This window comes from Cellulomonas sp. (genome assembly GCF_035634735.1).
Taxonomy (GTDB): Bacteria; Actinomycetota; Actinomycetes; order Actinomycetales; family Cellulomonadaceae; genus Cellulomonas.
Genome location: NZ_DASQCJ010000069.1, coordinates 25,047 through 45,811, shown reverse-complemented (window position 1 = coordinate 45,811; position 20,765 = coordinate 25,047). Strand labels below are relative to the sequence as shown.

Annotated in this window: 17 protein-coding genes and 1 pseudogene; 6 read left to right on the top strand and 12 right to left on the bottom strand. The window is 75.1% G+C overall.

Annotation, left to right across the window (positions count from 1 at the left end):
• Positions 1-231 (bottom strand): annotated as a pseudogene (locus VER05_RS06545) (acetolactate synthase large subunit); the annotation flags it as partial.
• Positions 232-595: 364 nt separating this feature from the next.
• Between VER05_RS06545 and VER05_RS06540 the strand changes: the two are divergent.
• On the top strand, positions 596-1,267 hold the full coding sequence (locus VER05_RS06540; protein ID WP_324844572.1) for an AMIN-like domain-containing (lipo)protein: 672 nt from the start codon (positions 596-598) through the stop codon (positions 1,265-1,267).
• A gap of 36 nt (positions 1,268-1,303) precedes the next feature.
• Here VER05_RS06540 and VER05_RS06535 read toward each other — a convergent pair whose 3' ends face one another.
• From VER05_RS06535 to VER05_RS06525, 3 genes are read right to left on the bottom strand one after another with little or no spacing between them, the layout of a single operon-like run.
• A complete protein-coding gene (locus VER05_RS06535; RefSeq protein ID WP_324844571.1) occupies positions 1,304-3,025 on the bottom strand; it encodes an alpha-glucosidase in 1,722 nt (573 codons plus the stop codon).
• Between the two features lie 42 nt (positions 3,026-3,067).
• On the bottom strand, positions 3,068-4,078 hold the full coding sequence (locus VER05_RS06530) for an ABC transporter permease subunit (protein ID WP_324844570.1): 1,011 nt from the start codon (positions 4,076-4,078) through the stop codon (positions 3,068-3,070).
• Positions 4,075-5,067 carry an ATP-binding cassette domain-containing protein gene (locus VER05_RS06525; protein ID WP_324844569.1) on the bottom strand — a complete coding sequence of 331 codons (993 nt, stop codon included), beginning with the start codon at positions 5,065-5,067 and terminating at the stop codon, positions 4,075-4,077. Before VER05_RS06525 ends, VER05_RS06530 begins: the two co-directional genes overlap by 4 nt.
• A gap of 157 nt (positions 5,068-5,224) precedes the next feature.
• On the opposite strand from VER05_RS06525, the gene VER05_RS06520 reads away from it, so the two are divergent.
• The gene (locus VER05_RS06520) at positions 5,225-7,045 is read left to right on the top strand and encodes an alkyl/aryl-sulfatase (RefSeq protein WP_324844568.1); all 1,821 of its coding nucleotides are present in this window, start codon (positions 5,225-5,227) and stop codon (positions 7,043-7,045) included.
• Between the two features lie 42 nt (positions 7,046-7,087).
• On the opposite strand, the gene ilvD (VER05_RS06515) is transcribed toward VER05_RS06520, so the two are convergent.
• The 3 genes from ilvD (VER05_RS06515) to VER05_RS06505 all read right to left on the bottom strand — a co-directional run bounded on the left by ilvD (VER05_RS06515) (position 7,088) and on the right by VER05_RS06505 (position 11,563).
• Positions 7,088-8,803, bottom strand: coding sequence for a dihydroxy-acid dehydratase (gene ilvD / locus VER05_RS06515; protein ID WP_324844567.1), 1,716 nt, complete (start codon positions 8,801-8,803; stop codon positions 7,088-7,090).
• Positions 8,804-8,896: 93 nt separating this feature from the next.
• Positions 8,897-10,759, bottom strand: a complete 1,863-nt coding sequence (gene ilvD / locus VER05_RS06510) for a dihydroxy-acid dehydratase (protein ID WP_324844566.1) — start codon at positions 10,757-10,759, stop codon at positions 8,897-8,899.
• Between the two features lie 120 nt (positions 10,760-10,879).
• A complete protein-coding gene (locus VER05_RS06505; protein ID WP_324844565.1) occupies positions 10,880-11,563 on the bottom strand; it encodes a VOC family protein in 684 nt (227 codons plus the stop codon).
• A gap of 363 nt (positions 11,564-11,926) precedes the next feature.
• Between VER05_RS06505 and VER05_RS06500 the strand changes: the two genes are divergently transcribed.
• The 4 genes from VER05_RS06500 to VER05_RS06485 all read left to right on the top strand — a co-directional run bounded on the left by VER05_RS06500 (position 11,927) and on the right by VER05_RS06485 (position 16,082).
• Positions 11,927-12,721 (top strand): MerR family transcriptional regulator, encoded by a 795-nt coding sequence (locus VER05_RS06500; protein WP_324844564.1) that lies wholly within the window; start codon positions 11,927-11,929, stop codon positions 12,719-12,721.
• Positions 12,722-13,051: 330 nt separating this feature from the next.
• On the top strand, positions 13,052-14,413 hold the full coding sequence (locus VER05_RS06495; protein ID WP_324844563.1) for a deoxyribodipyrimidine photo-lyase: 1,362 nt from the start codon (positions 13,052-13,054) through the stop codon (positions 14,411-14,413).
• Between the two features lie 172 nt (positions 14,414-14,585).
• A complete protein-coding gene (locus tag VER05_RS06490) occupies positions 14,586-15,152 on the top strand; it encodes a DoxX family protein (protein WP_324844562.1) in 567 nt (188 codons plus the stop codon).
• A 366-nt stretch (positions 15,153-15,518) separates the two neighbouring features.
• A complete protein-coding gene (locus VER05_RS06485; RefSeq protein ID WP_154728818.1) occupies positions 15,519-16,082 on the top strand; it encodes a DoxX family protein in 564 nt (187 codons plus the stop codon).
• Between the two features lie 138 nt (positions 16,083-16,220).
• Here the strand turns inward: VER05_RS06485 and VER05_RS06480 are convergent, their stop codons facing one another.
• The 5 genes from VER05_RS06480 to VER05_RS06460 all read right to left on the bottom strand — a co-directional run bounded on the left by VER05_RS06480 (position 16,221) and on the right by VER05_RS06460 (position 20,693).
• Complete coding sequence (locus VER05_RS06480) at positions 16,221-16,766, bottom strand: GNAT family protein (protein WP_324844561.1); 546 nt, start codon at positions 16,764-16,766, stop codon at positions 16,221-16,223.
• A 159-nt stretch (positions 16,767-16,925) separates the two neighbouring features.
• On the bottom strand, positions 16,926-18,434 hold the full coding sequence (gene gatB / locus VER05_RS06475; RefSeq protein WP_324844560.1) for an Asp-tRNA(Asn)/Glu-tRNA(Gln) amidotransferase subunit GatB: 1,509 nt from the start codon (positions 18,432-18,434) through the stop codon (positions 16,926-16,928).
• Entirely contained in the window at positions 18,431-19,945 is a 1,515-nt protein-coding gene (gene gatA, locus VER05_RS06470) for an Asp-tRNA(Asn)/Glu-tRNA(Gln) amidotransferase subunit GatA (RefSeq protein WP_324844559.1), read from the bottom strand. The genes gatB and gatA overlap by 4 nt, the downstream gene beginning before the upstream one ends.
• Before the next feature lies 1 nt (position 19,946).
• Positions 19,947-20,243 carry an Asp-tRNA(Asn)/Glu-tRNA(Gln) amidotransferase subunit GatC gene (gatC, locus tag VER05_RS06465; protein ID WP_147795987.1) on the bottom strand — a complete coding sequence of 99 codons (297 nt, stop codon included), beginning with the start codon at positions 20,241-20,243 and terminating at the stop codon, positions 19,947-19,949.
• A gap of 36 nt (positions 20,244-20,279) precedes the next feature.
• Positions 20,280-20,693 carry a pilus assembly protein CpaE gene (locus VER05_RS06460; protein ID WP_324844558.1) on the bottom strand — a complete coding sequence of 138 codons (414 nt, stop codon included), beginning with the start codon at positions 20,691-20,693 and terminating at the stop codon, positions 20,280-20,282.
• Positions 20,694-20,765: the final 72 nt, after the last annotated feature.

Here is a 20,765-nt window from a genome sequence, read left to right as displayed (position 1 = left end):
GATCGCGCCGCCGGGGATGCCGAAGACGACCTCGGCGCCGGCCTCCTCGAGCGAGCGGACGATCGACTTCGCGCCGGTGACCTGCTCCGTGACGACGGGGCGCGGCCGGGCGGTGGGAGCAGCGTCGCGGGGTGCCGCGGGCTCGACGAGGCGCGCGGGCTCGCGCGCCTCGGGCGAGCCGGCGGGCGCGGCCGGCCGGCGGGGCGGTGCCGGGTGGGGGCCCTGGACCATCGGTGTCTCCTGCGTCTGTGCGGGTGGAGCGGGTGCTGCTGCGGCCGGGGCCGCGTGGGTGCCGCACGAGTCCTCGCCGGCACGAAAAAACCCCTCGGGCCCGAGGAGCCGGGCCGGTCGAGGGGTGCGCGCGCTGACGAAGCCTTCCGTGCGTGGCTTCAGCCGGCGCGCCTGGGAAGTACTACGAGGAGGGTGTTCGTCCGCATGTCACGTGACACTACGCCGACCGTCCCGCGGTGTCACGCCCGGCCTGCCCCGTCTCACATGGTGGTGCACGAGTCCACCTGATGATCGGTACCGAGTCGTGACGCGACGCGCCGTCGCGGGCCCTGCGCGGCCCGGGGCCCGCTCGTAGCCTCGACCCATGACCCGCCCCCGCGCCGCCCGCCGCCCGCTGCTCGCCGGCACCGCCGTCGCCGCGCTCGCCCTGGTCGCCGCGTGCGGCGGCGCGGGCGACGACGGCCCGTCGGCGCCGGCGACGTCCGCCGCGTCGCCCGCGACCAGCGCGCCCGTCCCGCCGAGCCCGACCCCCTCGCCCTCCGCGAGCGCCGGCGACGGCACCGCGGCGGACGACGCCGAGGCCGACGCCGCCGCACCCGCGTTCGGCAGCACCGGCGACGCGGACCCGTCGGCGGGCGCGAGCCTCACCGTGACCGGGCTGCGCCTCGGCACGCACCCCGGGTACGACCGGGTCGTGGTCGACCTCGGCGGCACCGGCACCCCCGGGTGGACGGTGCAGCGCACCCCGACCGCGGTCGAGGACCCCACCGGCGACACCGTCGACCTCGGCGGCGCGGGCGTGCTGACGCTGTACCTCACCGGGCTCGGCTACCCGTTCGAGACCGGGGTCGAGGAGCTGACCCCCGGCACCCGCACGCCGGCCGGCACCGTCGTGACCGGCGCGGAGTTCTCCGGCACCTTCGAGGGCCAGACCCAGGTGTTCCTCGGCCTGACCGACCCGGAGGCGCCGTACCGGGTGTTCGTGCTCCAGGACCCGCTGCGCGTGGTGGTAGACGTGCAGCGCTCGACGGCCTGAGGCCGCCGGGCCGGCCGCGCGCCCCCGCCCCCCGGCTCAGCGGCGCCGCACCACCCGGGCCTCCCAGGGCCGGAGCGTCGTCGACGGGCCCGCGTCGGCGTGCGTGCCGAGCACCAGCTCGCCCCACCCGCCGTCGTCCGCGAGCGGCCAGGCCGCACCGAGGTCGACGGCCCGCTCCTCCCCCGACACGTTGACCACCACCAGCAGCGCGTCGCCGTCGAGCTCGCGGGTGTAGGCGTACACCTGCTCGTCCTCGGGCAGCAGCATGGTGAAGTCGCCGAGCGCCACGACCGGCTCGTCGTGCCGGAGCGCGATCAGCCGCCGGTGGTGGTGGAACACCGAGTCCGGGTCGGCGCGCTCGGCCGCGGCGTTGACCTCGGCGTGGTTCGGGTTGACCGCCAGCCACGGCGTCCCGGTGGTGAACCCCGCCTGCGGCGAGTCGTCCCACTGCACCGGCGTGCGCGCGTTGTCCCGGCTCATCGCCGCCAGCCCCGCGAGCAGCTGCTCGTCCGTCGCCGAGGCGAGCGTGCGGGCCTGCGCGACGTGGTTCACCGACTCGATGTCCCGGTACTGGTCGAACCGCGTGAAGTGCGCGTTCGTCATCCCGAGCTCCTCGCCCTGGTAGACGTACGGCGTCCCGCGGTGCAGGTGCAGCAGCGTGGCGAGCGCCTTCGCCGACGCGCGGCGGTGCTCCCCGTCGTCGCCGAACCGGGACACCACGCGCGGCTGGTCGTGGTTGTCCCAGTACAGGCTGTTCCAGCCGGCGTCCGCGAGCCCGGCCTGCCAGCGACCGAACGTCGCCTTCAGGTCGGTGAGCCGCAGCGGCCTCGGGTCGAACTTGCCGCCCGGCCCGTGGTCCAGGCCCACGTGCTCGAACTGGAACACCATGTCGACCTCGCGCCGGGCCGGGTCGGTGTACTTCCGCGCCTCCTCGAGGGTCACCCCCGGAGTCTCCCCGACCGTCAGCAGCCGGTCGGCGCGGCCCTCGAACACCTCGCGGTGCATCTCGTGCAGGTACTCGTGCACCCGCGGGCCGTCGGTGTAGTGCGCGCTGCCGTCGCCCCACACCCCCGCGACCACCGGGCCGTCGGGCAGGGCCGTGTCCTTGGAGATGAGGTTGATGACGTCCATCCGGAAGCCGTCGACCCCGCGGTCCAGCCACCAGCGCATCATCGCGTAGACGGCCTGCCGGACCTCGGGGTTCTCCCAGTTGAGGTCGGGCTGCTTCCGGCTGAACAGGTGCAGGTAGTACTCGCCGGACGCCTCGTCGAGCTCCCAGGTCGACCCCGAGAAGAACGAGTGCCAGTTGGTCGGCTCGGCCCCGGGGTGCCCCGGCGCCATGCCGGCGCGCGGCGGCCGCCACCAGTACCAGTCCCGCTTGGGGCTGTCCGGGCCGCGGCGGCTCTCGACGAACCACGGGTGCTCGTCGGACGTGTGGTTCACGACCAGGTCCATGAGCAGCTTCATCCCGCGCTCGTGCAGCCCGGCGATCAGCTCGTCCAGGTCCGCCAGCGTGCCGAACGACGGGTCGACGTCCTGGTAGTCGCTGATGTCGTAGCCGTTGTCGTCCTGCGGCGAGCGGTAGATCGGCGACAGCCACACCACGTCGACGCCGAGGGCGCTGAGGTGGTCGAGCCGGGAGATGATCCCGCGGAGGTCGCCGACGCCGTCGCCGTCGGAGTCCTGGAACGACCTCGGGTAGATCTGGTAGACGACGGCTCGGGTCCACCACGGCGCATCTTCGACGGTCCAGCCCATGCGCCCCACCCAATCACGCGGGGGCGGCGGGCGCAGGGGACGTCAGTCCACGTCGCGGCGCCGGAACGCCAGCGCGCCGAGCGCGACGAGCACCGCCGCGACCGCCGCCAGCAGGACCCCGCCGTGCAGCATCGAGACCGTCCGCTCGACGCTGCAGGACCCGGCCTGGGCCACGCCGTCGAGCGGGCGGCACGGCACCGTCGCGAAGTAGTGGTAGCCGTCGTCCAGCCACGCGGTCAGCGAGGCGCGCAGGGTCCAGGGCGTGAGCGCCGGCGCGACGCCCGCCAGCACGCTGTCGACCAGCAGGAGCCAGCCGATCCCGATCCCGAGGGCGCCGGCGGCGCTGCGGGCGAGGAACCCGAGCGCGGCGCCCGCCGCCCCGAGCACCGCCGCCGCGGCGAGCGCGCGGAGCGCCTGCCACCCGAGGTCGCCCCACCACGCCGGCGTGAGCGCGCCGACCGCGTCGTTCGCCGTGGCCGCGACCCACGCGCCGCCCACCGTGAGCGCGAGGGCGACCGCCGTCGGCACCAGCACCCCGGCCGCGGCGACCGTCACCTTGCTCGCGTAGACGCGGCCGCGGCGCGGCACGAACGTCAGCCACGTCCCGAGCGCCCCGGACCCGATCTCCGCCGTCACGAAGGTGACCCCGGCGGCGAACGCCAGCAGCAGCAGGAACGAGGTCGCCCCCGACACCCAGGACGCGCCCGAGTCCGCCAGCGTGGGCTGCACCGGCAGGTAGTGCTCGGGGCGCGGCTCCATGTCGTCGCAGCCCCAGTCGGCGCCCGGGTCCGTCTCCCGCTCCTGCGCCTCGCCGTCGCGGCAGTCGGCGACGTACTGCTCGCCGTTCTCGGCCCAGTCGTCCTGCGCGAACGCGTACTGCTGCTCCGCCTCCGCGAGCGCGCGCTCCGAGGGCGGCCGCGCCGAGAGGAACACCGTCGTCACCACGACGAGCGCCGCCAGCACCGCGAGCGCCGCCAGCCAGCGCACCGCCGACCGGTACCGGAACCGCCGCGCCTCGACCCGGACCAGGCCGCCCACCCCGGGGCCGGTCACGCCCGGACCCGCCGACCGTGCGGCGCCGGCCGGCCCTGGTGCGCGGCGGCGGTGCCGTCCTCGCCCGTGCCGGTCAGCGCGAGGAACACCTGCTCCAGGTCGGCCCGCCCCGGCGCGAGCTCGTGCAGGTACAGCCCGCGGTCCGCGAGCGCCCGGGTGATGTCCGCCGGCTCGGCGCCGGCCACGAGCAGGCCGCCCGCGCCGTCCGGCCGCACGGCCCAGCCCCGCTCCGCGAGCACCGCCGCCGCCTCGGCGGGGCGGTCCACGCCCACCCGGGCCTCCCCCGCGCCCGCCGCGGCGAGCAGGTCGGCGACCCGGCCGCCCGCGACGAGCCGGCCCTGGGTCACGATCGACACCGTGTCCGCCACCTGCTGCACCTCGGCGAGGATGTGGCTCGACACGAGGACGGTCTTCCCGGCCGCAGCGAGGTCCCGCATCGTCTGCCGCACCTCGTGGATGCCGGCGGGGTCCAGGCCGTTCGTGGGCTCGTCGAAGATCACCAGCTCGGGGTCCTTGAGCAGCGTGGACGCGATCGCCAGCCGCTGCTTCATCCCGAGCGAGTACGTGCGGAACGCGCTCGACCCCCGGTCCGCGAGGCCGACGTCGGCGAGCACCCGGTCCACCTGCGCGCCCGGCGCCCCGATCGCCGCCGCGAGCAGCTCGAGGTTCCGCCGGCCGGAGAACGCCGGGAAGAACTTCGGCGACTCGACGATCGCGCCGACCCGACTCACCACCTCCGGCAGCGCCGCCGGCACCGGCCGGTCCAGGACGCGCACGACGCCCGAGTCCGGGCGGATCAGCCCGAGCAGCATCCGGATGGTCGTCGTCTTCCCCGCGCCGTTCGGGCCCAGGAACCCGTGCACGCCGCCGAGCGGCACGTCCAGGTCCAGGCCGCCCACGGCGACGACCCGCCGGCCGCGGTGCCGGTAGGTCTTCCGCAGGCCGCGGGTGCTGACGGCGGTGGTCCCCGCCGGCGGCAGCTCCGTCACGCTCGTCCCCCTCGCGTCGGCGTGCCGGGCAGGCACCCGACGCGACCCTAGCGGCCGGCACGGCGCCGGCGGGGGCGTTCGGGCGGAGCGGCGCGACCCGGCCCCGTCATCCGCCGCGGGTGACGATCCGGGCCCGGGTGCGACGTTGACTCGAGGCATGACGACCACCGGGCTCCGCGCCGACCTCGACGACCCCACCGACCTGGAGAACGCGCGGCGGGGGTTCGTCGCGACGCTGGACCCGCCCGTGGTGCGGGCCGCCGACGGCCGGGTCGTGTACGACGCCGGCGCGTTCGAGGCCGCGACCGCCGGCCCGTGCCCGGACACGGTGCACCCGAGCCTCTGGCGGCAGGCCGGGCTCACGGCGGTGCACGGGCTGTTCGAGGTGACCGAGGGCGTGTACCAGGTGCGCGGCCTCGACCTGTCCAACATGACCGTCATCGAGGGCGACACCGGGGTGCTGGTCGTCGACCCGCTGGTGAGCGCCGAGACGGCCGCCGCCGCGCTCGGCCTGTACCGGGCGCACCGCGGCGACCGCCCCGTGACCGGCGTGCTCTACACGCACTCGCACATCGACCACTTCGGCGGGGTGCTCGGCGTCGTCGACGCGGGGACGAGCGTGCCGGTCCTGGCGCCGGAGCACTTCCTCGAGCACGCGGTGGCCGAGAACGTCTACGCCGGCGGGGCCATGCTGCGCCGCGGCGTCTACCACACGGGCGCGGGCGCCGGCCTGCCCGTCGGCGCGGACGGCACCCTGGGCGCGGGGCTCGGGCCGGGCACCTCGACCGGGACCGTCGGCCTGCTCGCGCCTACCGTCGACGTCACGCACACCGGCCAGCGGGAGACCGTCGACGGCATCGAGCTCGTGTTCCACCTGACGCCGGGCACCGAGGCGCCGGCCGAGATGAACTTCTTCCTCCCGCGGCACCGCGCGCTGTGCATGGCCGAGAACGCCACGCACACCCTGCACAACGTCCTGACGCTGCGCGGGGCGCAGGTCCGGGACGCGCGCATGTGGTCCCGGTACCTGGCGGAGGCCGTCGAGCTGTTCGTCGACGACACCGACGTCGTGCTCGCGTCGCACCACTGGCCGACCTGGGGCGCCGACGCGATCCGCCGGTACCTCGGCGAGCAGCGGGACCTGTACGCCTACCTGCACGACCAGACGCTGCGCCTGATGAACCAGGGCCTCACCGCGCCGGAGATCGCGGAGGTGCTGGAGCTGCCGCCGGCGCTGGACGCCGCCTGGCACGCCCGGGGGTACTACGGCTCGGTCAACCACGACGTCAAGGCGGTGTACCAGTTCTACCTCGGCTGGTACGACGGCAACCCCGCGCACCTGTGGCAGCACCCGCCGGAGCCGCTCGCGGAGCGGTACGTGGAGTGCCTGGGCGGCGTCGACGCGACGGTGGCCCGCGCCCGGGAGTACGCCGAGCGCGGCGACCTGCGGTTCGCCGCCGAGCTCGCGCACCACGCGGTGTTCGCGGCGCCCGGGCACGCGGACGCCCGGGAGGTGCTCGCCGACGTCCACACCCGGCTGGGCCACGGCTCCGAGAACGCGACCTGGCGGAACAGCTACCTGACCGCGGCCCGGGAGCTGCGGCACGGCGCGGTGCCGATGGCGGTCAGCGCCGCGGGCATGGCGTCGGCGCTCACCGTCACGCAGCTGTTCGACAGCCTGGCCATCCGGGTCGACGGGCCGCGCGCGTGGGGGCGGTCCGCCGCGATCCGCTGGGAGCTGACCGACCTGGACGAGGTCTACGCGATGGCGCTCGGGAACGGCGTGCTGGTGCACCACCCGACGCGGCGGTCCGGGCCCGCGGACCTGACCGTGCGGCTCACCCGCGCCGGGCTGCTGCGGCTGCTCGCCGGCGGCGGGCTGGACGGGGTCGAGCACGCGGGCGACGCGGGCGCCCTGGCGACCGTGCTGTCGGTGCTCGGGAAGCCGGTGCCGGACTTCCCGATCGTGACGCCCTGAGCGCGGGCCGGGCGGCGGCCGACCCGCCGCCCGGCGCCGGGCTCAGATCAGGACGGCTCCCGTCGACGCCGACTGCACGAGCTTCGCGTACTTCGCCAGCACGCCGCGGGTGTACCGCGGGGGCAGCGGCGCCCAGCCGACCCGGCGGGCCGCCAGCTCCTCCTCGTCGACCAGCAGGTCCAGCGTCGCGTTCGCGACGTCCAGCCGGATCCGGTCGCCGTCCCGCACGAACGCGATCGGCCCGGCGTCCACGGCCTCCGGCGCCACGTGGCCGACGCACAGGCCGGTCGTGCCGCCGGAGAACCGGCCGTCGGTCAGCAGCAGCACGTCCTTGCCGAGGCCCGCGCCCTTGATCGCGCCGGTGATCGCCAGCATCTCGCGCATGCCCGGGCCGCCCTTGGGGCCCTCGTACCGGATGACGACGACGTCGCCGGCGGTGATGGTGCCGTCCTCCAGCGCGTCCAGCGCGGCGCGCTCGCGCTCGAACACCCGGGCGGTGCCCTCGAACACGTCGGTGTCGAAGCCGGCCGACTTCACCACGGCGCCCTCGGGGGCCAACGAGCCGTCGAGGATCGTGATGCCGCCGGTGTGGTGGATCGGGTTGTCCAGCGCGCGCAGGATCTTGCCGTCCGGGTCGGGCGGCGCGACGTCCGCGAGGTTCTCGGCGACGGTCTTCCCCGTGACCGTCAGGCAGTCGCCGTGGACCAGGCCGGCGTCGAGCAGCGCCTTCATGATCACCGGCACGCCGCCGATGCGGTCCACGTCCGCCATGACGTACCGGCCGAACGGCTTGAGGTCGCCCAGGTGCGGCACCCGGGCGGCGACCCGCTTGAAGTCGTCGAGGGTCAGGTCGACCTCGGCCTCGTGCGCGATCGCCAGCAGGTGCAGCACGGCGTTGGTCGAGCCGCCGAACGCCATGACCACGGCGATGGCGTTCTCGAACGCCTCCTTGGTCATGATCTGCCGCGCGGTGATGCCCTTCCGCAGCAGCTCGACGACGGCCTCGCCGGACCGCATCGCGAAGTTGTCCCGGCGGCGGTCGGCGCTCGGCGGGGCGGCGGAGCCCGGCAGGGACATGCCCATCGCCTCGGCCACCGACGCCATCGTGTTCGCGGTGTACATGCCGCCGCAGGCGCCCTCGCCCGGGCAGATGGCGCGCTCGATGCGGTCCAGGTCGCCCTTGCTCATCAGGCCGCGGGAGCAGGCGCCGACCGCCTCGAACGCGTCGATCAGCGTGACGTCCTTCTCGGTGCCGTCCTCGAGCTTCACCCAGCCGGGCATGATCGAGCCGGCGTACAGGAACACGCTGGACAGGTCGAGGCGCGCGGCGGCCATCAGCATGCCCGGGAGCGACTTGTCGCAGCCGGCCAGCAGCACGGAGCCGTCCAGGCGCTCGGCCTGCATCACGGTCTCGACGCTGTCCGCGATGATGTCGCGGCTGACCAGCGAGAAGTGCATCCCCTCGTGGCCCATCGAGATGCCGTCCGACACCGAGATGGTGCCGAACTCCAGCGGGTAGCCGCCGCCGGCGTGCACGCCGCTCTTCACGGCCTGCGCCAGCCGCTGCAGCGACAGGTTGCACGGCGTGATCTCGTTCCAGGAGCTCGCGACGCCGATCTGGGGCTTCACCCAGTCGTCGTCGCCGAGCCCGACGGCGCGGAGCATGCCGCGCGACGCCGTGGCCTCGATGCCGTCGGTCACCTTCCGGGAGCGCGGCTTGATGTCGATGTCCGGGTTGGTCCCGCCCGTGGTCGTCATGAGCCGACTCTAGGCGTGCGGGACGCGACGCGCCCCTGACGTGCCGGAGGGCCGGCGCGCGGGGTGCGCGCCGGCCCTCCGGGTGGTGCTGCGTCAGGCGCGGCGGATGCGGCTCACGTCGCGGACCGCGCCGCGGTCGGCGCTGGTCGCCATCGCCGCGTACGCCTGGAGGGCCGGCGACACGTACCGGTCGCGGTCGACCGGCCGCCACGGGTTCTCCCGCGCCTCCATCTTGGCGCGGCGGTCGGCCAGCACCTCGTCGGGCACGTTGACCCGGATGAGCCGGGTCTCGACGTCGATCTCGATCTCGTCGCCGTCCTCGATCAGGCCGATCGTGCCGCCGGCGGCCGCCTCGGGGCTGACGTGGCCGACCGAGATGCCGCTCGACCCGCCGGAGAACCGGCCGTCCGTGATGAGCGCGCACACCTTGCCGAGGCCGCGGCCCTTGATGAACGACGTCGGGTAGAGCATCTCCTGCATGCCGGGGCCGCCGGACGGTCCCTCGTAGCGCACGACGACGACGTGGCCCGGCTCGACCTCCTTGCGCAGGATCTTGTCGACCGCCTCGTCCTGCGACTCGCACACCAGCGCGCGGCCCACGAAGTGGAACACGTCCGGGTCGATGCCGGCGGTCTTGATGATCGCGCCGTCCTCGGCCAGGTTGCCGCGGAGCACGGCCAGACCGCCCTCGACGGTGTAGGCGTGCGCGACGTCGCGGATGCACCCGCCGGCGCCGTCGGTGTCGAGCGACTCCCACACGTTCGACGTGGAGAACGCCTGCGTGGTGCGGACACCGCCGGGGGCCGCGTGGAACAGGGCCGTGGCGCGCTCGGTGGCCTTGCCGCCGCGGACGTCCCAGTCGTCCAGCCACGCGCGGAGCGTCGGGGTGTGCACGCTGGTCACGTCGTGGTCGAGCAGGCCGCCGCGGTCGAGCTCGCCGAGCAGCGCGGGGATGCCGCCCGCCCGGTGCACGTCCTCCATGTGGTAGTCCGGGTGGTTCGGCGCGACCTTGGCCAGGCAGGGCACCTTGCGGCTGATCGCGTCGATGTCCTCGAGCGTGAAGTCGACCTCGGCCTCCTGCGCGGCGGCGAGCACGTGCAGCACGGTGTTGGTCGAGCCGCCCATCGCGACGTCGAGCGCCATCGCGTTGGCGAACGCCGCGCGGGTCGCGATGCCGCGGGGCGCCGCGGTGTCGTCCTCGTCGTCGTAGTACCGGCGGGCCAGGTCGACGATCGTGCGCCCGGCCTCGAGGAACAGCTCGCGGCGGGCGCTGTGCGTGGCGAGGGTCGAGCCGTTGCCGGGCAGCGACAGGCCGAGCGCCTCGGTGAGGCAGTTCATCGAGTTGGCGGTGAACATGCCGGAGCAGGAGCCGCAGGTCGGGCAGGCGTTCTCCTCGACCGTGGCCAGCGCCTGGTCGGAGACGTTGTCGTCCGCCGAGTAGTTGATCGCGTTGATGAGGTTGAGGTGCGTCTTCGCGACGCCGTCCGCGATCACGGCCTTGCCGGCCTCCATCGGGCCGCCCGACACGAAGATCACCGGGATGTTCAGCCGCAGCGCCGCGTTGAGCATGCCGGGCGTGATCTTGTCGCAGTTCGAGATGCACACCAGGGCGTCGGCGCAGTGCGCCTGGACCATGTACTCGACCGAGTCGGCGATCAGGTCGCGGCTGGGCAGCGAGTAGAGCATGCCCGCGTGGCCCATCGCGATGCCGTCGTCGACGGCGATGGTGTTGAACTCCTTGGCGACGCCGCCGGCCTCCTGGATCGCCGACGCGACGAGGTCGCCCATGTCCTTGAGGTGCACGTGGCCCGGGACGAACTGGGTGTACGAGTTGGCGATCGCGATGATCGGCTTGCCGAAGTCCTCGGAGCCCATGCCGGTGGCGCGCCACAGGGCGCGGGCGCCGGCCATGTTGCGGCCGTGGGTCGAGGTACGAGAGCGCAGAGGACGACTCACGCTGGGGCTCCTTCGGACGAGCAGGGCGCCACCGCGGCGGCGGCGTCCGGTCACGGTACGTCCGCGCACGTCACGGTGCGTGCGGCGTCCGTCCTGTGATCGACCGAGGGGCGAGACGCCTCAGCCCTTCCCGCGGGCCTGCCAGGTGCACACGCACGCCTCGTTGCCCTCGGGGTCGGCGAGCACCCAGAACGCGGGCGCCCGCCGGTCCGACAGCAGCGTCCCGCCGGCCGCGAGCGCCGCGGCGACCCGGGCCTCGGCCTGGTCGTGCGGCACGGTGACGTCGACGTGGATCCGGTTGCGCTGCGGCCGTGGCTCGTCCATCTGCTGGAACCAGTACCCCGGCCCGAGCGCGCCCGGGTCCGCGAGCGCCGGGTCCTCCGGGTCGGAGCCCGGCTCCGGCTCGTAGCCCAGCACCGCGCGCCAGAACGGGGCCACGCGGGGGATGTCGAGCGCGTCGATGGCGATCTCCTGCGAGGTGAGCAGGCCGGGGTCGCCGCTCAGCCCGAGCTCGTCCGCCGCCGCCGAGACGGCGTCCGCGAGCGCGAGGTCGGCCTCGGTGAGGCCTCGCACCGCCCACGTCGTCGTGCGCACCTGGACGTGGTCGGGGCGCAGCGTGACGTCGGGCGCGACGCCGAGCCGCCCCGCCGCGTCGGCCACCCGCGCGACGAGGGCCGCGCCGGTCGCGAGGTCGGGCACCCGGAACGCCGCCTGCAGCCACAGCAGGAGCACCCGCCAGTGCCGGGGGTCGACCCGCTCGGTGGCGGCGCCGGGGCCGATGACGCGCTGCGCTGCGTTGTCCATGCGCCGACTCTCCCACCTGCCACCGACACGCCCCCGCCGGCGCCCCGCGCCCCACCGACACGCCCCGCCCGCCGCCGTCCCGACCCCGCGACCCCCGCGACCGCCCTCCGCTGCGCCGCTACCCCTCCCCCGGGAGGCCCGCGTCGAGATAGGACGCCCGCGTCGAGAGAGGACCGTGGGAGGCCCTATCTCGCCCGGCAGGTCCTATCTCGGCGCGGGGGGGCGGGACGGGACCCGGGGCGGGCCGGATCGGGCGGGAGCGAGCGGGCGCGCGTGCGGGGTTGCGGTTGACGCGGCGTCAACGCCTACCGTCGAGCAGCGACGGCGGAACGACCGCCGTCGGCGGCAGGACGGGGCGGGCGCATGACCGGCACGACGAGCACGGAGCGGTGGACCACCGCCGAGGTGGTGCGGCTGTCCGGCGTGACGTCCCGGGCGCTGCGGCACTACGACGCGATCGGGCTGCTGCGCCCGGCCGGCACCGCGCCGGGCGGGCAGCGGGAGTACGGGCGCTCGGAGCTGCTGCGGCTGCAGCAGGTGCTGGTGCTGCGGGAGCTCGGGGTCGGGCTGGCGGCGATCGGGGAGATCCTCGACGCCGCGGGGCCCGGGACGGCCGCGGACCCGGACCGCGCCCGGGCCGACCGGCTGCGCGAGCACCACGCCGCGCTGCTGGCCGAGCGGGACCGGCTCGACCGGCTCGCCCGCACCGTCGCCGCCACCATCGAGTCCCTGGAAGGGGGCACCGACATGCCCGCCGAGCAGATGTACGAGGGCTTCGACCACCGCCGGCACGAGGCCGAGGCGCGCGAGCGCTGGGGCGACGAGGCGGTGGACCGCAGCACCCGCGCGTGGGAGGACCTGACCGTGGACGAGCGCGAGGCGCACCGCCGGGAGGGCGAGGCCGTGAGCGCGGGGCTGGCCGCGCTGCTGGCCGCCGGCACCCCGGTCGGCGACCCGGCCGTCCGGGACCTCGTCGCCCGGCACCACGCCTGGGTCGCGCTGTTCTGGACCCCGGACGCCGCGGCGTACCGGGACCTGGCGGCGATGTACGTCGAGGACCCGCGGTTCGCGGCGACGTACGACGCGGTCGCGCCCGGCCTGGCGGTGTACCTGCGGGACGCCGTCGACGCCCACGCGGACGCCGTCACGGGCGGCTGATCCGGCCCCGGAAGTCGGGACCAACGGCCCACCCGCGGATCGGCGCGCGGGGGCAGGCTGGTGCGCACGGACCACGGCCGTCTCTCCCCCGGGGCGGCCAACCGGGCCACTCGCCCGCGGTCCGCTCCGGTCACCTGGTGACGACGACCCGTCAGCAGGTACCCCCTGTCGAGGCACCATCGGCTCATCGCCCGGGCCGGTGGTGCCTCGACCTGCGTCCGGACCCGGCCGCCGCGCGCTCCTGCACCTGCGGGCGCCCGCCGCGCGGCCGCCCGCACCCGCGGCCCGCCCCGGGTCGCGACGCCCGACGCCGCTGGCTACCGTCGCCGGGTGACCGCCCTCCACTGGTTCCGCCGCGACCTGCGCCTCGGTGACAACCCCGCGCTGCACGCGGCGGCCGCCCAGGGCGACGTGCTCGCGCTGTACGTGCTCGACCCGCGCCTGTGGGCGTCGTCGGGCGCGCCCCGCCGGGCGTACCTGGCCCGCAGCCTGGCGGCGCTCGACGAGCAGACCGGCGGCCGGCTCCTGGTCCGGCTCGGCGACCCGCGCGCGGTGGTCCCGGCGGTGGCCCGCGAGGTCGAGGCGGAGGCGGTGCACGTCGCCGCGTCCACCGAGCCGTTCGGCCGCCGCCGGGACGACCACGTGGAGTGGACGCTCGAGGAGGACGGCCGCGCGCTGGTCCGCACCGGCTCGCCGTACGCCGTGACGCCGGGGCGCGTCCGCACCGGCTCGGGCACGCCGTACCAGGTGTTCACGCCGTTCCGCCGCGCGTGGGCCGAGCACGGCTGGCACTCCCCCGCGCCGGACGCCGCCGCGACGGCGCGCGCCGTGACGTTCCTGGACGGCGGCCGGTCCGACGCGGTGCCCGACGCCCCCGTGCCCGACGGGCTCGCGCTGCCCGAGGCCGGCGAGGCCGCCGCGCTCGCCCGCTGGGCCGAGATGCTCGACGGCCCGCTGTCGCACTACAAGGCCGAGCGCGACCGGCCCGACCTCGACAGCACCTCCCGGCTGTCGGTCCCCCTGAAGTGGGGCGAGATCCACCCGCGCACGATCCTCGCGGACCTGTCCCGCCGGCGCGGCGAGGGCGCCGACACGTTCCGGGGCCAGATCGCGTGGCGCGACTTCCACGCGGACGTGCTGTTCCACCACCCCCGCGCGGCGCACGAGTCGCTGACCCCGGTGATCCCGGAGAACGCCTGGGTGGACGGCCGCGCCGAGGCCGACGCGCTCGCCGCCTGGGCGGAGGGCCGCACCGGCTACCCGCTGGTCGACGCCGGGATGCGGCAGCTGCGCGGCGAGGGCTGGATGCACAACCGGGTGCGGATGGCCGTCGCCTCGTTCCTGGTCAAGGACCTGCACGTGCGCTGGCAGCGCGGCGCCGACCACTTCATGGCCTGGCTCGTGGACGGCGACATCCCGCAGAACCAGATGAACTGGCAGTGGGTCGCCGGGACGGGCCGCGACGCGGCGCCGTACTTCCGGGTGTTCAACCCGGTGACCCAGGGCGTGAAGTTCGACCCGCACGGGCACTACGTCCGGCGCTGGGTGCCCGAGCTCCGGGACATCCCCGGCAAGGCGGTGCACGAGCCGTGGAAGCTGCCGCGCTCGGCGGCGCCGGACTACCCCGAGCGGATCGTGGACCACGCCCACGAGCGGGCCGTCTCGCTCGGCGCGTACCAGTCGATGCGCTGACACCCGCCCGCGCGACCGGCGCCGGGACGGAGGTCCCGGGTTGCGCGCCGGCGGGGCCTGCACACGCGGGAAGTCGACGAAGTCGGGACCTTCGGCCCCTCCGTCCAACGGGACGAAGCGGGACATTGAGCGCGTCGTCACAAAGCCGTGATCCCGACCGGAGGCAGCCGCCATGTCCGCACCCACCGTGTCCCGCTCGTCCACCGCGCCGGCCCCGCTGCCGGCCCAGGAGGACGTCGTCACCACCCCGAACGCGCGCCGCGCGCTCGCCGCGACCCGGCTCGCCACCGGGTTCATCTTCCTGTGGGCCTTCGTCGACAAGACGTTCGGCCTCGGCTACTCGACCCCCTCCGAGCGGGCCTGGATCAACGGCGGCACGCCGAGCCAGGGCTTCCTCACCAGCGAGGCCGTCGTCGGCCCGTTCAAGGACCTGTTCCAGTCGATCGCCAGCCCCGCCACCGACGTGCTGTTCATGCTCGGCATGCTCGGCGTCGGTCTCGCGGTGATGCTGGGCATCGGCCTGCGGGTCTCCGCCTGGGCGGGCTCGCTGATCATGGTCCTCATGTGGGCCGCCGAGTGGCCGCTCACCGCGGGCTCGACCAACCCGCTCGTGGACTACCACATCATCTACGCCCTGGCCCTGATCGCCTGCGCGGTCTGCCTCGCCGGCGACACCTGGGGGCTCGGCCGCGTGTGGCGCGAGCTGCCGGTGGTGCGGTCGCAGCGCTGGCTGCGCTGAGCACGCCCGCGGCCGCGGCGGACGGAGACCGCCGCGGCCGGGAGCACGACGAGGCGCCCGTCCCGACCCCGGGGCGGGCGCCTCGTGCGTGTGCGGGCGCCCGGCCGGGCGACCCGGCGCGACGCGGCGCGACCCGGCGCGACCCGGCGCGACCCGGCGCGAGACCCGGGACCGAGGTCCCGGAACCGACCGGGTCGACCCCGGGACCGACGTCCCGGGTGACCGGCATCCGGGTGACGCGGAGCGCTTTCCAGCAGCCGCACGCAGGCGATCTGGGACTTCCGTCCGGGGCGTAGGGCCTCCGACGGGAGGACATTGGGAAAGTCATCACAAGGTGAACCCCCGACACACACGAAGGCACGGATCATGACCACGATCACCACCCCCCGCACCGAGGCGGCCCCCGCGACCTCGCGGACCCAGGAGGACGTCGTCACCTCGGTGGCCGCCCGCCGCGTGCTGGCCGCCCTCCGCCTCTCGACGGGGTTCATCTTCCTCTGGGCGTTCCTCGACAAGACGTTCGGGTTCGGCTACTCGACCGCCTCGGACGCGGCCTGGATCCACGGCGGCGCGCCGAGCCAGGGCTTCCTGCAGTTCGCGGCCCAGGGCCCGCTGACCGGCTTCTTCAACGGCATCGCCAGCCCGGTGTCGGACGTGCTGTTCATGCTCGGCATGCTGGGCGTCGGCCTGGCGGTCATGCTCGGCATCGGCACCCGGGTCGCCGCGGGCGCCGGCTCGCTCATCATGGCGATGATGTGGCTGGCCGAGTGGCCGCTCATCTCGGGCTCGACCAACCCGGTCATGGACTACCACATCATCTACGCGCTGGTCCTCGTGCTGGTCGCGCTGACCGCGGGCGGCGACACCTGGGGCCTCGGCCGCTGGTGGAAGAGCCTGCCGGTCGTCCAGAAGAACCGCTGGCTCATCTGATCGACCCGCACACCTGAGCGGCACCGCCGCTCACCGCAGGCGCGAGGCGCCGGTCCCCACCCTCCCGGGGACCGGCGCCTCGTTCGTGCGCGCGGGCGGCGCGCGGCGGAGCGGGCGGGCGGCGCGGCGCGGGCCGCGTCAGGCCGCGCGCAGCGCCCGGTACTCGTCCTCGAGCAGGCCCATGTCGATGCCGTCGCACCAGCCGTCGCCGTCGCGGTACGCGTCCCGCCGGCGGCCCTCGACCCGGAACCCGATGTTCTCGTACAGCGAGCGCGCCCGGGCGTTGATGCTCAGCACGTCCAGCCCGACCCGGTGCAGGCCGATCCCGTCGAACGCCAGGCCGAGCACCAGCTCGATCGCCTCGGTGCCGTAGCCGCGGCCGCGGTACGCCGGCCGCATCACCAGGCGCATGTTCGCGGAGCCGACCACCTCGTCGATGTCGTTCAGCACGATCTCGCCGAGGTACTCGTCGGAGCCGTTCGCGGTGATCGCCAGGTCGATCCGGCCGTCCATGCCGGAGACCGTCGCGCACCACGCGTCGATCTGGGCGCGGGTGAACACCGTGGTGGTGCCGGTGGTCCGCATCCCCTCGGGGTCGTTGACCATGTCCCACATCGCCGGCGCGTCGTCGGCGCGGATGGGGCGCAGGTGGATCATCTCGCCCTCGAGCGTGGGCTTCTCCATGGGCTGCCTCCTCGTCGACCCGAGCCTAGGCACTGCGGGTGACCGTCGTGTTTCGCCGCGCGGTCGGGCGCGTTCCGGATGGGTCCCGGGGGTCCCGGCGCCGCACGCGACGGCGGCGCGGCCCCGGTCCCGCCGGGTGCCGCGCCGCCGCCGTGCCGCTCAGGCCTGGACGCGCTCCAGGACCAGCTCGCGCACGCGGCCGGCGTCCGCCTGGCCGCGCGTCGCCTTCATGACCGAGCCGATGATCGCGCCGACCGGGCCGAGGTTGCCGGACCGGATCTTCTCCGCGATGTCCGGCTGCGCGGCGAGCGCCGCGTCGATCGCCTCGAGCAGCGGGCCGTCGTCCGAGACGACCTCCAGCCCGCGCGCGACGACGACCGCCTCCGGGTCGCCCTCGCCGGCCAGCACGCCCTCGAGGACCTGCCGGGCCAGCTTGTCGTTGATCCGCCCCGCGTCGACGAGCTGCTGCAGCTGGCCGATCTGCGCCGGGGTGATCGGCAGCTCGGCGAGCTCGACCTCCTGCGTCTTGGCGGTGCGGGCGAGCTCGCCCATCCACCACTTGCGCGCGGCGGCCGGGCTCGCGCCCGCGGCCACGGTCGCCTCGATCAGCTCGACGGCGCCCGCGTTGACCACGTCGCGCATCTCGGCGTCGGCGTAGCCCCACTCCCCCTGCAGCCGGCGCCGGCGGGCGGCGGGCAGCTCGGGCAGCGCGGCGCGGATCTCCTCGACCCACTCCCGCGACGGGGCGACGGGCACCAGGTCGGGCTCCGGGAAGTACCGGTAGTCCTCGGCGTCCGACTTCACGCGGCCGGCCGTGGTGATGCCGGTGTCCTCGTGCCAGTGCCGGGTCTCCTGGGTCACCGACCCGGCGGCCTCGAGGATCGCGGCCTGGCGGCTGATCTCGTACCGGACCGAGCGCTCGACCGAGCGGAACGAGTTCACGTTCTTGGTCTCGGTGCGGGTGCCCAGCGGCGCCGTGGGCGTCGGGCGCAGCGACACGTTGACGTCGGCGCGGACGTTGCCGCGCTCCATCCGCGCCTCGGACACGCCGAGCGCCCGGAAGATGTCCCGCAGGGTCTGCACGTACGCGCGGGCGACCTCGGGGGCGCGCTCGCCGGCGCCGGTGATCGGCTTCGTGACGATCTCCACCAGCGGGATGCCGGCGCGGTTGTAGTCGACCAGCGAGTACTCCGCGCCCTGGATGCGGCCGGTGGCGCCGCCGACGTGGGTGTTCTTGCCGGCGTCCTCCTCCATGTGCGCGCGCTCGATCTCGACGCGGAACACGGTGCCGTCCTCCAGCTCGACGTCCAGGTACCCGTCGTGGGCGATCGGCTCGTCGTACTGCGAGGTCTGGAAGTTCTTCGGCACGTCCGGGTAGAAGTAGTTCTTCCGGGCGAACCGGCAGGTCTCCGCGATCGAGCAGTTCAGCGCCAGGCCGATCCGGATCGCGTACTCCACCGCGGTGCCGTTGACGGCGGGCAGCGCGCCCGGCAGGCCGAGCGACACCGGCGTGACCGCGGTGTTGGGCTCGGCGCCGAACGTCTGGGGCGCGCCGTCGAACATCTTGGTCGCGGTGCCGAGCTCGACGTGCACCTCGATGCCGATGACCGGGTCGAACCGGGCCACGGCCTCGTCGTAGTCGACCAGGTCGACGGTCTGGGTGCTCACTCGCCCACCTCCAGCTCGGGAGCCTTGGCCAGCAGCGGGCCGCCCCAGTTCTTCTCCAGCAGCGCCTCGAGCGCGGCGCCCACGCGGTACAGCCGGTCGTCGGCCTTGGCCGGGGCCAGCACCTGGAAGCCGACGGGCAGGCCGTCGTCCGACAGGCCGTTCGGCAGCGACATGCCCGGCACGCCGGCGAGGTTCGCCGGGATGGTGGCGACGTCGTTGAGGTACATCGCCAGCGGGTCGTCCAGCTTCTCGCCGAGCTTGAACGCCGTGGTCGGCGCCGTCGGGGAGACCAGCACGTCCGCCTGCTCGAACGCGCTCGCGAAGTCGCGCTGGATCAGGGTGCGGACCTTCTGCGCCGAGCCGTAGTAGGCGTCGTAGTAGCCCGCCGACAGCGCGTAGGTGCCGAGGATGATCCGGCGCTTGACCTCGTCGCCGAAGCCGGCGCCGCGGGTCGCGGACATCACGCGCTCCGCGGTCACGGGCCCCTCGGACGGCTCGACCCGCAGGCCGAACCGCATGCCGTCGAACTTCGCCAGGTTGCTGGACGCCTCGGACGGCAGGATCAGGTAGTAGGCGCCGAGCGCGTACTCGAAGTGCGGGCAGGAGACCTCGACGATCTCGGCGCCCGCGCCGCGCAGCAGCTCCAGCGACTCCTCGAACCGCGCGAGCACGCCGGGCTGGTAGCCCTCGCCCTGCAGCTCGCGCACCACGCCGACCCGCACGCCGGTCAGGTCGCCGGTCGCGCCCTGGCGGGCCGCGGCGACCAGGCCGGGCAGCGGCTCCGAGATGGACGTCGAGTCGCGCGGGTCGTGCCCGCCGATGAGCTCGTGCAGCAGCGCGGAGTCGAGCACGGTGCGCGTGACCGGGCCGGCCTGATCGAGGGACGAGGCGAGCGCGATGAGGCCGTAGCGGGACACCGAGCCGTAGGTCGGCTTCACGCCGACGGTGCCGGTGACGGCGCCGGGCTGGCGGATCGAGCCGCCGGTGTCGGTGCCGATGGCCAGCGGGGCCTCGTAGGCCGCGACCGCCGCGGCCGAGCCGCCGCCCGAGCCGCCGGGGATCCGGTCCAGGTCCCACGGGTTGTGCGTGTTGCCGTAGGCCGAGTGCTCGGTCGACGACCCCATGGCGAACTCGTCCATGTTGGTCTTGCCGAGGATCGGCAGGCCCGCGGCCTTGATCCGCTCGACCAGGGTCGCGTCGTACGGCGGCACCCAGCCCTCGAGGATCTTCGAGCCGGCCGTGGTCGGCAGGCCCTGCGTGACGACGACGTCCTTGACGGCGATCGGCACGCCGGCGAGCGGGTGCAGCTCCTCGCCCGCGGCGCGGCGGGCGTCGACGTCGGCGGCCGTGGCGAGCGCCTCGGCGGCCGAGACGTGCAGGTACGCGTGCACGGCGGGCTCGACGGCGGCGATCCGGTCCAGGTGGGCCTGCGTGACCTCGACGCTGGTGACCTCGCGCGCGGCGAGCTTGTCGGCCAGCTCCGCGGCCGAGAGACGGGTCAGGTCGGTCATCTCACTCCTCCCCGAGGATCTGCGGGACGAGGAACTTGCCGTCCTCGGACGCGGGGGCGCCGGACAGCGCCTGCTCCTGCGTCAGCGGCTGCTCGGGCACGTCCGGGCGGAACACGTTGGTCATCGGCAGCGGGTGGCTGGTGGCCGGCACGTCGGGCGTGGCGACCTCGCTGACCCGGGCGACCGACTCGACGATCACGTCGAGCTCGCCCGCGAGGCGGTCGAGCTCCTCGGGGGTCAGGTCGATCCGCGCCAGGCCCGCGACGCGCGCGACCTCGTCACGAGAGAGGGAGGACATGGTCGCGAGTCTAGTCGCGACCGGGTCCCGGCCGGGTCAGACCCGCGCGGCCGAGACCAGTGCCAGGACCGCGTCGGCGTAGGCGTCCTCGGCCTCCTCGGCGGCGAACGCGCGCTCCGGCTGCCCGGGCAGCTCGACGACCACGAGGTACGACCCGTCGAGCGCCCGCGCCAGGCTGCGGAACGTGCCGCCGAGCAGCTCGCGGAGCTGGTCCTCGCGCGGCAGCCACACCGCGTCGTCCTGGGTGACCGAGTCGAGCGCCCACTCGGTGGTGCCGTTGAACCCGAGCACGGTGCCCGTCGGGTACGCGTGCGGCTCGATGGTCATCTCGCTGATGGTGAAGACCTCGCCCGCCAGCGCCGGCTGGCGGAGCGCGAACCGGTCCCCGGACGTCGGCGTCCAGCGCAGGCCCGCGGCCTGCAGGATCTCCGCGCGCTCGATCGCGATCATCGCGCCAGTATCGTCCGGCACCGCGCAGCGCGCGCGGCGGGGCCCCGCGGCGGGTGGGGCGCGAACCCGGCG